The organism is Micrococcus sp. 093350064-1 (assembly GCF_053627955.1).
The window spans coordinates 125,404-137,907 of record NZ_JBSEYU010000002.1 but is presented as its reverse complement, the minus strand read 5'-3'; the positions used below and the strand labels follow the sequence as shown (position 1 = coordinate 137,907).

Genomic DNA, 12,504 nt, shown 5'->3' with positions numbered 1-12,504 from the left:
TCAGGCCTCCAGCCCGTGGCCGAGGGCGCGCAGCTCCCGGCGCGTCCGCCCCGCGCGCAGGAGCTCGAGCAGCTCCTCCCGGCCGGGCTTGAGCTCGTAGGCCAGCAGGGCGCGCGCCCGCTCGGGGTCGGTCTCCCCCTCGCCGTAGGACGGGCACCAGCGGGCGATCGGGCACGCCCCGCACGCCGGGCGGCGCGCGTGGCACACGCGGCGGCCGTGGAAGATCAGCCGGTGGGAGAGCATCGTCCAGTCCCGGCGCGGGAACAGGGCGCCCACGGCGTGCTCGACCTTCACCGGGTCGGTCTCGTCCGTGAACCCCAGGCGCCGGGCGAGCCGGCCGACGTGCGTGTCCACGGTGATCCCGGGCTGGCCGAAGGCGTTGCCGAGCACCACGAACGCGGTCTTGCGGCCCACCCCGGGCAGCGCCACGAGGTCCTCGAGACGGGCGGGGACCTCGCCGTCGTGCCGGGCCACGAGCTCCTGGGACAGCCGCAGGATCGCGGAGGCCTTGTTCCGGTAGAACCCCGTGGAGCGCACGAGCTCCTGCAGCTCGGGCTCGGTGGCCGCGGCCATCGCGTGGGCGTCCGGGAAGCGGGCGAACAGCGCCGGCGTGGCCGCGTTGACCCGCACGTCGGTGGTCTGGGCGGACAGCACCGTGGCCACGAGCAGCTCGAACGGCGTCTCGAAGTCCAGCTCGGCGACGGCGTACGGGTACGTCTCGGCCAGGATCCGGTTGATCCGCCGCGCCCGGCGCACCAGGGCCAGCCGGGTCTCCCCGGTCGGCGTGTCCGTCGGCTCCGTCTCCATCCGCGCGTCCTCCCGCCCTCGTGCGATCCGCTCAGGTCCGACCATCCTAGGGAGCGGGGCGCGTGCCGACGTCCACACCGGGGTCGGCCCCCGCTTCCGGGCGCGATGCGACACACAGGACCCGAAGATTTGTGGCGACGACGCCGCGCGCGGCATGCTGAGGCGGGAGACTAGTGTGGGACGCGTCACATCCGCGTCTCGCACCGACCGCACCACCCCGAAAGGACCCCGTCGATGGACGAGCAGATCCCCACGTTCCCGCCCCCGGCCGAGTTCGCCGCCCAGGCGGTGGCCGGAGCCGACCTGTACGAGGAGGCCGCCGAGGACCGCCTGGCCTATTGGGCCCGCCGCGCCCGCGAGGTCCTGCACTGGGAGCAGGACTTCACCGACGTCCTGGACTGGTCCGATGCACCCTTCGCGAAGTGGTTCGTCGGCGGCACCACCAACGCCGCGTACAACGCCCTGGACCGCCACGTCGAGGCCGGCCACGGCGACCGCGTGGCCATCCACTTCGAGGGCGAGCCCGGTGACACCCGCACCTACACCTACGCCGACCTGGCCGCCGAGGTCCGGCGCGCCGCCAACGCGTTCGAGTCCCTCGGCGTGACCAAGGGCGACCGCGTGGCCGTCTACCTGCCGATGATCCCCGAGGCCGTCATCACGATGCTCGCGTGCGCGCGCATCGGCGCGGTCCACTCCGTGGTCTTCGGCGGCTTCTCCTCCGACGCCCTGCGCTCCCGCGTGGACGACGCCGAGGCCAAGCTCGTCGTCACGGCCGACGGCTCCTTCCGCCGCGGCAAGCCCTCCATGCTCAAGCCCGCCGTGGACCAGGCCCTCTCCGCGCCCGGCCACACGGCCGAGCACGTGCTCGTGGTCCGCCGCAACGAGGCCGAGGTCGAGATGACCGAGGGCCGCGACCTGTGGTGGCACGACGTCGTGGACGCCCAGTCCGACGAGCACGAGCTCGTGTGGCACGACGCCGAGCACCCGCTCTACATCCTCTACACCTCCGGTACCACCGGGAAGCCGAAGGGCATCCTGCACACCACCGGCGGCTACCTCGTGCAGGCCGCGGCCACCCACCACGACACCTTCGACCTGCACCCGGAGTCGGACGTCTTCTGGTGCACCGCCGACGTCGGCTGGGTCACCGGGCACTCCTACGTCGCCTATGCGCCGCTGGTCAACGGCGCCACCCAGGTGATCTACGAGGGCACCCCGGACTCCCCGCACCAGGGCCGCTGGTGGGAGATCGTGCAGAAGTACGGCGTGAGCATCCTCTACACGGCGCCGACGGCGATCCGCACGTTCATGAAGTGGGGCCGGCACATCCCGGACGAGTACGACCTCTCCAGCCTGCGCGTGCTCGGCTCCGTGGGCGAGGCCATCAACCCGGAGGCCTGGCGCTGGTACCACGAGGTCATCGGCGCCGGCCGCTGCCCCATCGTGGACACCTGGTGGCAGACCGAGACAGGCGCCCACATGCTCACCCCGCTGCCCGGCGTGACCACCCTCAAGCCCGGTTCCGCCCAGAGGCCGGTGCCCGGCGTCGTGCTGGAGGTCGTGGACGAGCTCGGCGAGCCCATGACGGACACGAGCGCGGGCTTCCTCGTGGTGCGCGAGCCGTGGCCGTCCATGCTGCGCGGCATCTGGGGCGACCGGGAGCGCTTCAAGGAGACCTACTGGTCCCGCTTCCCCGGCATGTACTTCGCCGGCGACGGCGCCCGCTACGACGAGGACGGCGACATCTGGCTGCTGGGCCGCGTGGACGACGTCATGAACGTCTCCGGCCACCGCCTGTCCACCACCGAGATCGAGTCCTCCCTCGTGGCGCACCCGTCCGTGGCCGAGTCCGCGGTGGTCGGCGCGAAGGATGAGACCACGGGCGAGGCGGTCGTGGCGTTCGTCCTGCTCACCGCGGTCGCCGTCGCGGCCGACCGCGACGTCGCCGAGGTCGAGGAGGAGCTGCGGCAGCACGTGGGCAAGGACATCGGACCCATCGCCAAGCCCAAGCGCGTGCTCGTGGTCCCCGAGCTGCCCAAGACGCGCTCCGGCAAGATCATGCGCCGTCTGCTCAAGGACGTGGCCGAGGGCCGCGACCCGGGCGACTCCACCACGCTGGCCGACCCCACGGTCATGCAGCGCATCGTGGAGACGCTCGCCCCGAAGGCCTGAGCCGGCACGACGACGCCGCCCCGGACCGCACGCTGCGTGCGGTCCGGGGCGGCGTCGTCGGTGGGCGGGCCCGCCTCAGGCGCGGGCGGCCGCGTCCCGGCGGACCAGCTCCACGGCCTCGTCGGGCGTGTACCCGAGGCGCTCGAGCAGGGTGTCCAGACAGCGCCGCACGGCCTGGTGCGCGGCGTCGGCGCGGGCGTCCGCCGAGGCGGCCACGAACGTGCCCGCGCGACCCCGGGTGCGGATGGTGCCGTGCGCCTCGAGCTCCTTGTAGGCCCGGGCCACGGTGCCCGGTGCCACGCCGAGCTCGGCGGCGAGCACGCGCACGGGCGGCAGTCGGTCCCCGCGGGCCAGGGATCCGGAGGCGACGCCGGCCAGGACCGCGTCCACGATCTGCCGGTAGGGCGGGGCCGGCAGGCTCGCGTCCACCGCCACGACCGGCAGGGAGGCGGAGACCACGCCCGCGGCCCCGTCGGCGACCGGGGCCGCCGCGAACGGACCGGGGAGCCTCATCGACTCACCGGTGCCGCGCGTCGAGACGGCCATCCTCGCGCTCCCGCACGGCGGGGGCCAGCTCGTCCTCGATGGCGAGGTCGCCCGAGGAGTCGTCCGGGTGGCGGAGCAGGTGGATGGCGGAGACCGCGAGGCCGCCCCACACCAGGAGGATGGCCAGGGACATCATGACGATCGCTGCGGTGCTCATCGGTCAGAGCTCCTTCCGGGTGGTGGCCGCGGGCACCACCGGCAGGGCGCCGGTGGGGACGGTGCCCTCGGGCACGGCGTTGTGCGGGATGAGGTCGCCGTGGATCTCGCTGTCCAGGTCCTCCGCGTAGAGGTTGGACTTGCGGGACCACGGGATCAGGGAGAGCAGGACGGCCAGGGCGACGGAGCCGAGCGCGATGCCCCAGCCGAAGACGCCGAGGAAGTCGCCCGGGTAGCCCTCATAGCCCTCCGCGATCACCTTCATGATCCAGGAGAGCCAGATGTAGGCGAGCACGATCGGCATGAGCACGCCGATCAGCAGCACGTACCCGCGGCCGACCTTGAAGGAGGAGACGGCGTTGAGGTGCGCCGTGATGCGGCGGGCCGAGCCCAGTGCGCCGGTGACCAGGAGCACCGACAGGAGCGCCGCGCCCACGATGCCGAAGTTGTTGGCGAACGCGTCCATGGTGTCGAGCATCTGCAGGCCCGTGGTGGTGGAGAACAGGGCGAGGGAGACCACCCCGGACAGGCCGATCACGACGATCGTGGCCGTCCAGCGGCCCCAGCCGAGCTTGTCCTTCACGGCGGAGATGACGACCTCGAGGATCGAGATCAGCGAGGTGAAGCCGGCGACCACGAGCGAGCCGAAGAACAGCACGCCGATCAGGGCGCCGAGCGGGGCCTGCGAGATCAGGGTGGGGAAGGCGATGAACGCCAGGCCGATGCCGCTGCCGGCCACCTCGGACACGGACACGCCGGAGGCCTGCGCCATGAAGCCCAGGGCGGAGAACACGCCGATGCCGGCTAGGATCTCGAAGCCCGAGTTGGAGAAGCCGACGACCAGGCCGGAGCCGGTAAGGTTCGTCCGGCGGTTGAGGTAGGAGGCGTAGGTGATCATGATGCCGAAACCGACGGACAGCGAGAAGAAGATCTGGCCGTAGGCGGCGATCCAGACGCCGGGGTCAGCGAGCGCGGCCCAGTTCGGCGTGAACAGGGCGTCCAGGCCCTGGGCGGCGCCCGGCAGGGTGAGGGCGATGCCGACGAGGATCAGGAACATCACGATGAGCAGCGGGATGCCGACCATCGAGGCCAGGGCCACGCCCCGGCGCACGCCGAAGCCCATGATGAGCAGCGTGATCACCCAGACGGCGAGCATGGGCCAGAAGACGCCCGAGACGAAGTCGAAGGACGGGGACGGGTCGTCGGCGACCCGCAGGTAGTCGCCCATGAGGAAGGTCTCCGGGTCCTCGCCCCACCGCTGGTCCACGGAGAACCAGGTGTACATGATCGCCCAGCCGATGATCGCGGCGTAGTAGATCCCGATGACGACGCAGATGAGCACCTGCCACCAGCCGACGGTCTCGGTCCACCGGGACAGGCGCCGGAACGCCAGAGGCGCGGAGCCGCGGAAGCGGTGGCCGATCGCGTAGTCGAAGAACAGCAGCGGGATGCCCGCCGTGAGCAGCGCGATCAGGTAGGGGATGACGAACGCGCCACCGCCGTTCTCATAGGCGACGTAGGGGAAGCGCCAGATGTTGCCGAGGCCCACGGCGGAGCCGATGGCCGCCAGGATGAAGGCCCACCGGCCGGTGAACTCCTCCCGGGTGCGCTTCGGCGCCGTGGCGGGCGCGGAGACGGTGCTGGACATGCAGGACCTCCGAGGGTCGGGGAAACTCGAGTGTGACGGATGCCACAATAGTCGACGCGGGCCGTTACCGGACAGTCCGGTCCGGAATGCGGGCGTCAGGCGCGTGGCGCGGCGCCGGCTCAGCCGCCCGGGACGCAGTCCCCCGAGGGGACCGTGGCTGTCATCCCCGGGGCCGCGGCGACGACGGGGGCGATGGTGTCCGCCGTCAGGGCGTAGCCGACGGCGTCCGAGCCCGGGGCCCGGGCGAACACCAGACCGGCCAGGTTCCCGGCGGCGTCCACCACCGGGCCGCCCGAGTAGCCGTGGCGGATGTCCGCCGCGAGGGTGTAGACGTCCACCATGCTCGCGGCCCCGGTCAGGACGTCGCCGAGCGGCACCTCGCCGACAGCCTGCACGGTCGCGGGGGTGGAGGCGAACGGGCCGCCGTCGGGGTACCCCAGGACGGAGGCCGACGCGCCGCCCGTCAGCTCGGCCCCGACCGGCATGACGGGCAGGTCCGCGTCGTCGACCGCCAGGACGGCGAGGTCGTGCGCCGTGTCCAGGTGGACGATCCGCGCCGCGTGCACGCCGCGGGCGCGGTCCGTCACGGTGGGGGCGTCCACGCCGAGGACCACGTGCGCGTTCGTGAGCACGCGGTCCGGGGCCACGGCCACGCCCGAGCCGCTCTGCACCTGGTTGCACTGCGCGGCCGTCCCGGTCAGCCGGACGACGGCGGCCGACGCCGAGGAGGCGGCGGGAGTCGAGGGGGCGGCCGTCGACGTCGACGAGGCGGGGGCGGTCGTCGTGGCCGACGGCGCGGCGGACGTGGACGACGAGGCCGCGGCGGCGTCGTCGGGCTCCTCGGGGGTCGCCGCGGCGGACGTCGCGGGCGGGGCGGACGGGGAGGAGGCGGCCGAGGGCAGACCCGGCGTCGCGGCCGGGGCCGGAGCGGCGCGGACGCCGTCGTCGGTCTCCGGGACGGGGGCGGGCAGCTCGAGCTCCGGCAGCACGTCCAGGTCGGCGACGGCGGAACGCGAGCGGGCGGCCCAGGCCAGGAGCGAGTCGGGCATCACGGTGTCCAGCGCTGCGATCACCCGCGAGCGGGTCACCTCACGGGTGACCGCGGTGGAGCCGGAGGCCGCGATGGAGAACGCCACGAGCCAGAGGACGAGGGCGCCCGCGAGACCGGTGGCGAGCGCGCCGAGCAGGCGGTCGACGAGTCGCAGCGCCGGCAGGTTCACGCGCAACCGGATCGCCTCGCCGATGGCGGCGCCCACGTACTGGCCCGCCGCCACGAGCACGACGAGGGTGGCGATCAGCGCGGCCCACCGCCACTGCGGCGCGGTGACGAACTTCGCCACCTCAGGCAGGGCGTAGAACGCGATCGCGGCGCCGCCGACCAGGCCGACGAGGTTGCCCAGCACCACCCACAGGCCGCGACGGTGACCCTGGACCAGGAGCATCGCGAGCGCGACGATGAGCAGGACGTCCAGCCACGTCAGACCCAGCGGCATGGGCGACCTCCTTCGGATGTGACGGCACCGGCCACGCACGGGGACGGCCCGCGCACCCGGTGGAGGATCCAGGGTATCGGCCCGCACGGGGGTATGGGGCACAATGGACGCCAGTGAACCGGGCGGCTCCTCCGCCGCGGTGTGAGGAACTGGCCACAGAGAGGACACGCACACATGGATCTCGAGGTTCTGCGGAAGGCTCCGCTGTTCACCAACCTGGACGACGAGGTGTTCGCCATCCTCACCTCGGAGCTGACCGAGGTGGAGCTCTCCCGCGGCGCGTCCGCGTTCCACGAGGGCGACCAGGGCGATCAGCTGTACGTGATCATGTCCGGCAAGATCAAGCTCGGCCGCACCGCTTCGGACGGCCGCGAGAACCTCGTGGCCGTGCTCGGCCCCGGCGAGATCTTCGGCGAGATGGCCCTGTTCAACCCCGCCCCGCGCAACGCCACCGCCACCGCGGTGTCCGCCACGCGCCTGGCCGGTCTGCGCCATGAGAACCTGCGCCGCGCCATCGCCTCGTCGCCGGATGTGTCGGTCCAGCTGCTCCAGGCCCTGGCCCAGCGCCTGTCCAAGACCAACGAGTCCCTGGCGGACCTGGTGTTCTCGGACGTGCCGGGCCGCGTGGCCAAGGCGCTCCTGGACCTCGCGGACCGCTTCGGCCGGCCGGCCGCGGACGGCCTGCTGGTGGCGCACGACCTCACGCAGGAGGAGCTCGCCCAGCTGGTGGGCGCGTCCCGCGAGACCGTGAACAAGGCCCTGGCCGAGTTCGTCCAGCGCGGCTGGATCCGCCTGGAGAACCGCGCCGTGGTCATCCTGGACCTGCAGCGTCTGCGTCAGCGTTCGCGCTGACGCCCCCCGCCCTGCCGTGGAGCGGGCCACCCCGGTCAGTCCCGGGTGGCCCGCTTCACGCGCATCCGGGGGGTGCCGTCGTCGCCGGCCTCGGTGACCAGGTGGTATTCCGGCACGGGGCCGCGCCGGGCACAGGGCGTGACGGAGAGCAGGAAGGCGGCGGCCGTCCGGTGTGCCGCGACCCGACGCACGATCACCTGCGTCAGCGGGGTCGCCACCTGGTCGAAGGGTGCCGTGCCCTCCGCCCCGGCGGGTCCGGGCAGCCGCAGCGGGCCGGCGAGCGCGCGACGCGCGGACACCCACGCCTGAAGTTCGGGACCGGGTTCCTCGGATGCCGGCGCGGACTGCAGCGGTGGGGTCATCGTGGCGAACACGGCCGTGTCGAAGCGTCGGTGGACGTGGGGCGCGGATCGCCAGCGCATGACGGGGCGCAGCAGGTCGGCGCGCACCCCGAGGCCACGCGCGGCCAGCAGATGGGGCAGACTCTCCGAGCCCTCCTCGAGGGAGCTGCGGCCCCCGCCCCAGGTCTCGATGCGCGCCGTGGACACGACGTCCGTGTCGGAGCGACCGGCGAGGAGCACTCCGGCCTCGTCGTGGAGCTCACGGACGGCGGCCACCACGTGCTGCCGCGCACGCCGCCGGTCCGTGGTCCCGAACGTGCGGGCCCACTGGGAGGGCTCGGGCCCGTACCACGGGCAGGAGTCGGCGTCGGACTCGATGAGCGCGCCGCCGGGCAGACCCACGCGGCCGAGCGGGGTGCGTCCCGCGCGGTGACGGAGGAAGACCTCCGGGCCGTCGTCGCCGTCCCGCACGAGCACGACGGACGACCCGGGCCGGGCGGGGCGGACCTGGCGGAAGCGCCGGTCCAGCCACTGGCGGGTGAGGTCCTCCTCCTGCCCCGGGACCGGCAGCAGCAGGCCGGCCGGGTCAGCGGACACGGACGGTGATCTCCACCTCGACGGGAGCGTCCATGGGCAGCACGGCCACGCCGACGGCGGAGCGCGCGTGGCGGCCGGCCTCGCCGAAGATCTCGGCCAGCACGTCCGAGGCGCCGTTCACCACGCCGGGCTGACCGGTGAACGCGGGGTCGGAGGCCACGAAGCCGACGACCTTGACGACCTGGGCGACCCGGTCCAGGTCGCCCACCAGCTCGTGCACCGCGGCCACCGCGTTCACGGCGCATGCTCGCGCGAGCTCCTGGGCGCGTTCGGGGGTGACCTCCGCGCCCACCTTGCCGGTGGCGGGCAGGGCGCCGGCCACGAAGGGGAGCTGGCCGGAGGTCAGCACGAGGTCGCCGTCCCGCAGGGCCGGGACGTAGGAGCCGACCGGCGCCGCGACGGCGGGTCGGTCGATGCCGAGCTCCGCGAGGCGGGCCGCGACGGCGCCGTCGCCCCAGGTGGGGGCCGAGGACTGCTCCGTCACGTTCACGCCGCCTTCGGACGCTTGAGGTAGGCCACGGGGTTGTTCCCCTCGGGGCCCGGGATCACCGTGACGAGCTCCCAGCCGTCCTCGCCCCACTGGTCGAGGATCTGCTTGGTCGCGTGGATGAGGAGGGGGATCGTGGCGTACTCCCACTGCGTCTGCTGAGTCATGGGACCCACCCTAGCCACCGGCGCGGACCCCGGAAGAGGTCCCAGGTGCCCGCGCTACACTCGCGCCCATGGCCTCCCGCACGACCCGCTTCCCCGCGCCCTCGAGCGCCCTCGGCCGCCTCCTCGCCTTCGTGGGCCTCTCGGCGCTGGCTGGCCTGCTCGTGGCGGCCCTCCTGCTGCCCGTCGCGGGCCTGGCCGGTGTCGCCGCCGCGTCGGGTCGGGAGATGCTGGACGAGCTGCCGGACGAGCTGCCCGCGGAGCCGGTGTCCGTCCCGTCGCGCATCCTCTCGGAGGACGGTGAGGAGATCGCCGTCTTCTATGAGGAGAACCGCACCCCGGTCCCACTGGACAAGATCTCAAAGCACATGCAGCACGCGATCGTGGCCATCGAGGACGAGCGCTTCTACGATCACGACGGCGTGGACGCGCGCGGCCTCATTCGCGCGACCGTCAACAACGCCACCTCCGACTCCACGCAGGGCGCCTCCACCCTCACCCAGCAGTTCGTGAACAACATGCTGGTGAACGTGCAGCAGATCCGCGGCGACTCCCGCCTCACCCTCTCCGGCTCCAAGAACATCGCGGACAAGGTCAAGGAGATCAAGCTCGCCGTCGCCGTCGAGAAGCAGATGTCGAAGGACGAGATCCTCGAGGGCTACCTCAACATCGTGCTGTTCTCCGGCCGCGCCTACGGGGTCGAGGCTGCCTCGCAGTACGTGTTCGGCAAGTCCGCCGCCGACCTGGAGAGCTGGGAGGCCGCCACGCTGGCCGGCATGGTCCAGTCCCCCACCCGGTTCAACCCGGCCCGCAACCCGGAGGAGGCCACGGAGCGGCGCAACCTCGTGCTGAACGCGATGAAGGACAACGGCTACCTCTCCCAGGAGGAGTACGACCACGCCGTCGCCCAGCCGATGGAGGTGGTCATGGAGTCCCGCCCCTCGGGCTGCCTCTACGCCAAGTTCGGCACCTACTTCTGCGACTACGTGGAGCGGCAGATCCTCGCCGACCCCACGTTCGGCCCGGACGTCCAGTCCCGCCAGGCCCTGCTGGACCGCGGCGGACTCACCATCCGCACAACGATCGACTCGACGCTCCAGAAGGAGACCGAGAAGAACCTGCGCGCCTCGGTGCCCAACAACGAGTCGCTGGGCGCCGGCCACGCGCTCACCTCGGTGGAGGCCGGCACCGGCAACATCCGCACCATGGCCCAGAACACCGAGTACGCCATCCAGGACGAGCTCGGCCACACCTCGCTGAACTTCAACGTGGACAAGCAGTGGGGTGGCGGCCAGGGCTTCCAGGCCGGCTCCACGCTCAAGCCCTTCGTGGCACTGACGTGGCTGCGCAACGGCAACCGCCTGGTCGACTCCGTGGACGCCTCCCGGAACGTCTACCCCACGGGCACGCGGTTCGCTGCCTCGTGCCGCCCGGGCGGCTACACCACGATCGGCGGCACCTGGCAGTTCAAGAACGTGATCCCGGGCATGCTGCGGCAGGTGCGCGTGGACGAGGGCCTCTTCTGGTCCGTGAACACCCCGACCGTCGCCACCGCGTACCAGCTGGACCTGTGCGACATCACGAGCCTCACCACCCAGCTGGGCATCACCCGCGCCCTGGACAGCTCCCCGCTGCAGCCGGACGACCCGTCCTTCCTGCTCGGCAAGGACTCGGTGGCCCCGCTGTCCTTGGCCGGCGCGTACGCCGCCATCGCCGCGAACGGCCTGTACTGCGAGCCGCGCGCCATCCTGGAGGTCACGGACACCGTCGGCAACCAGTACGACGTCGCCGACCCTCAGTGCGACCAGGTCATCGACCCGGACCACGTCCGGGAGCTGATGCCGGTCCTGCGCCACATCGCCGGCTTCAACATCGCCGAGGAGGGCGCCGGCTACGAGTTCGGCGGCAAGACGGGCACGAACGACAACGTGTCCTCCACGTGGTTCGTCGGATTCACCAGCGAGCTGGCCACCGCCGTGTGGACCGGCCGCTACAACAACCTGAAGTCCATGACGGGCGAGACCGTCAACGGCGAGGTCCGCAACCCGTTCTACTCGACCTCCATCAACGGCCCGTCCTGGCTCGAGTACAACCAGTTGGCCAAGGAGAAGTTCCCGCCGGGTGAACTGCCCGAGTGGGACGGCCCGCAGTCGGAGGACCCGGGCGAGGCCGGCGAGCACCCGGACGGACGCCAGTTCCACATCGACGACCTGGACCGAGGCGGGCCGTTGCCCGAGGCGGTCCCGGGCTTCTGACCGCGATGCCCCCCGCCGCCTCCCCCACCCGCCGCATGCTCCGTTCCGCAGCGCCTGCCGCCGTCGGGATGGCCGCGACGGCGGGCCTCGGCCTGGCCTGGGGCCTCGCCGAGGCTGAGGCCCGGACGGTGCGCACGCACCGACTGGCCGTGCTGCCGGCCGGGTCGGCGCCGTTGCGGGTGCTGCACCTCTCGGACATCCACCTGCTGCCCCGGCACCGGGCCAAGCGGGCGTGGCTGCGCGGGCTGGATGCACTCGAGCCTGACCTCGTGGTCAACACGGGAGACAACGTGTCCGCCGCGGCGTCGGTGCCGCTCGTGCTCGACGCGCTCGGGCCGCTGCTGGCGCGGCCCGGCGTGTTCGTGCCCGGCTCCAACGACTACTACGCGCCCAAGGCGGCCAACCCCCTGCGGTACTTCGCGGGCCCCTCGCGCATGGACGAGGACCGGCCCCGGCTTCCCTCCGACGTCCTGTTCGGCGCGTTCCGCGCCGCCGGCTGGGCCGACCTGACGAACCGGGGCGCCGCCCTGGCCGTGCCGACCCGCGCCGGGACCACGCTCGAGGTCCTCGCCGCCGGCACCGACGACCCGCACCTCGGTCTGGACGCCTGGGCCGGCTTCCCCGGCGCCGCACCCGACGAGAACGCCGGGCGGCCCGGTGACGACGGGCGGTTCCGGCTGGGCGTCACCCACGCCCCGTACCGCCGCGTGCTGGACGCCATGACCGCCGACGGCGCCGACCTGCTGCTCGCCGGCCACACCCACGGCGGGCAGGTGTGCGTGCCGTTCCTCGGTGCGCTCGTCACCAACTGCGACCTGCCGCGCCGACAGGCCTCCGGGGTCTCGACGTGGACGGCCGCGGGGCGGACCGTCCCCCTCGAGGTGTCGGCCGGCCTGGGGACCGCGCCGTCCGCGCCCGTGCGGTTCGCGTGCCGGCCCGAGGCCGTGGTGCTGGACCTGGTCCCGCGGGGCTGAGCCGCCTGT

The 12,504-nt window shown here is 72.9% G+C and carries 12 protein-coding genes; 4 read left to right on the top strand and 8 right to left on the bottom strand.

All coding sequences use genetic code 11. From position 1 onward, the window contains the following. A complete protein-coding gene (gene nth / locus ACUW6W_RS02685) occupies nt 1-807 on the bottom strand; it encodes an endonuclease III (RefSeq protein ID WP_063190172.1) in 807 nt (268 codons plus the stop codon). Between the two features lie 234 nt (nt 808-1,041). Between nth and acs the strand changes: the two genes are divergently transcribed. Then, nucleotides 1,042-2,982 carry an acetate--CoA ligase gene (acs, locus tag ACUW6W_RS02680; protein WP_044658877.1) on the top strand — a complete coding sequence of 647 codons (1,941 nt, stop codon included), beginning with the start codon at nt 1,042-1,044 and terminating at the stop codon, nt 2,980-2,982. A gap of 75 nt (nt 2,983-3,057) precedes the next feature. Here the strand turns inward: acs and ACUW6W_RS02675 are convergent, their stop codons facing one another. The 4 genes from ACUW6W_RS02675 to ACUW6W_RS02660 all read right to left on the bottom strand — a co-directional run bounded on the left by ACUW6W_RS02675 (nt 3,058) and on the right by ACUW6W_RS02660 (nt 6,825). Continuing rightward, a complete protein-coding gene (locus tag ACUW6W_RS02675) occupies nt 3,058-3,528 on the bottom strand; it encodes a GntR family transcriptional regulator (RefSeq protein ID WP_063189855.1) in 471 nt (156 codons plus the stop codon). Then, nucleotides 3,500-3,685, bottom strand: a complete 186-nt coding sequence (locus ACUW6W_RS02670; protein WP_063189857.1) for a methionine/alanine import family NSS transporter small subunit — start codon at nt 3,683-3,685, stop codon at nt 3,500-3,502. Before ACUW6W_RS02670 ends, ACUW6W_RS02675 begins: the two co-directional genes overlap by 29 nt. A gap of 3 nt (nt 3,686-3,688) precedes the next feature. Next, a complete protein-coding gene (locus tag ACUW6W_RS02665) occupies nt 3,689-5,332 on the bottom strand; it encodes a sodium-dependent transporter (protein WP_063189859.1) in 1,644 nt (547 codons plus the stop codon). A gap of 119 nt (nt 5,333-5,451) precedes the next feature. Beyond that, on the bottom strand, nt 5,452-6,825 hold the full coding sequence (locus ACUW6W_RS02660) for a CvpA family protein (RefSeq protein WP_063189861.1): 1,374 nt from the start codon (nt 6,823-6,825) through the stop codon (nt 5,452-5,454). Between the two features lie 174 nt (nt 6,826-6,999). On the opposite strand from ACUW6W_RS02660, the gene ACUW6W_RS02655 reads away from it, so the two are divergent. Further along, on the top strand, nt 7,000-7,677 hold the full coding sequence (locus ACUW6W_RS02655) for a Crp/Fnr family transcriptional regulator (RefSeq protein ID WP_002854021.1): 678 nt from the start codon (nt 7,000-7,002) through the stop codon (nt 7,675-7,677). Nucleotides 7,678-7,712: 35 nt separating this feature from the next. Here ACUW6W_RS02655 and ACUW6W_RS02650 read toward each other — a convergent pair whose 3' ends face one another. The 3 genes from ACUW6W_RS02650 to ACUW6W_RS02640 are packed head-to-tail and all read right to left on the bottom strand — an operon-like array spanning nt 7,713 to nt 9,269. After that, nucleotides 7,713-8,615 (bottom strand): NUDIX hydrolase, encoded by a 903-nt coding sequence (locus tag ACUW6W_RS02650; RefSeq protein ID WP_063189863.1) that lies wholly within the window; start codon nt 8,613-8,615, stop codon nt 7,713-7,715. Then, nucleotides 8,605-9,105 (bottom strand): RidA family protein, encoded by a 501-nt coding sequence (locus ACUW6W_RS02645; RefSeq protein WP_020628330.1) that lies wholly within the window; start codon nt 9,103-9,105, stop codon nt 8,605-8,607. Before ACUW6W_RS02645 ends, ACUW6W_RS02650 begins: the two co-directional genes overlap by 11 nt. After that, nucleotides 9,102-9,269, bottom strand: coding sequence for a DUF4177 domain-containing protein (locus ACUW6W_RS02640; protein WP_010080276.1), 168 nt, complete (start codon nt 9,267-9,269; stop codon nt 9,102-9,104). The genes ACUW6W_RS02645 and ACUW6W_RS02640 overlap by 4 nt, the downstream gene beginning before the upstream one ends. A gap of 68 nt (nt 9,270-9,337) precedes the next feature. Between ACUW6W_RS02640 and ACUW6W_RS02635 the strand changes: the two genes are divergently transcribed. Beyond that, nucleotides 9,338-11,521, top strand: coding sequence for a transglycosylase domain-containing protein (locus ACUW6W_RS02635; protein ID WP_063189865.1), 2,184 nt, complete (start codon nt 9,338-9,340; stop codon nt 11,519-11,521). Nucleotides 11,522-11,526: 5 nt separating this feature from the next. Next, the gene (locus ACUW6W_RS02630) at nt 11,527-12,495 is read left to right on the top strand and encodes a metallophosphoesterase (RefSeq protein WP_036338244.1); all 969 of its coding nucleotides are present in this window, start codon (nt 11,527-11,529) and stop codon (nt 12,493-12,495) included. Nucleotides 12,496-12,504 lie beyond the last annotated feature (9 nt).

What these genes read in the sequence shown, in the direction of transcription:
- ACUW6W_RS02640 (WP_010080276.1), bottom strand. Translation starts at nt 9,269, where the DNA reads ATGACTCAGCAGACGCAGTGGGAGTACGCCACGATCCCCCTCCTCATC.
- ACUW6W_RS02665 (WP_063189859.1), bottom strand. Translation starts at nt 5,332, where the DNA reads ATGTCCAGCACCGTCTCCGCGCCCGCCACGGCGCCGAAGCGCACCCGG.
- nth (WP_063190172.1), bottom strand. Translation starts at nt 807, where the DNA reads ATGGAGACGGAGCCGACGGACACGCCGACCGGGGAGACCCGGCTGGCC.
- ACUW6W_RS02630 (WP_036338244.1), top strand. Translation starts at nt 11,527, where the DNA reads ATGCCCCCCGCCGCCTCCCCCACCCGCCGCATGCTCCGTTCCGCAGCG.
- ACUW6W_RS02635 (WP_063189865.1), top strand. Translation starts at nt 9,338, where the DNA reads ATGGCCTCCCGCACGACCCGCTTCCCCGCGCCCTCGAGCGCCCTCGGC.
- ACUW6W_RS02660 (WP_063189861.1), bottom strand. Translation starts at nt 6,825, where the DNA reads ATGCCGCTGGGTCTGACGTGGCTGGACGTCCTGCTCATCGTCGCGCTC.
- acs (WP_044658877.1), top strand. Translation starts at nt 1,042, where the DNA reads ATGGACGAGCAGATCCCCACGTTCCCGCCCCCGGCCGAGTTCGCCGCC.
- ACUW6W_RS02670 (WP_063189857.1), bottom strand. Translation starts at nt 3,685, where the DNA reads ATGAGCACCGCAGCGATCGTCATGATGTCCCTGGCCATCCTCCTGGTG.
- ACUW6W_RS02655 (WP_002854021.1), top strand. Translation starts at nt 7,000, where the DNA reads ATGGATCTCGAGGTTCTGCGGAAGGCTCCGCTGTTCACCAACCTGGAC.
- ACUW6W_RS02675 (WP_063189855.1), bottom strand. Translation starts at nt 3,528, where the DNA reads ATGGCCGTCTCGACGCGCGGCACCGGTGAGTCGATGAGGCTCCCCGGT.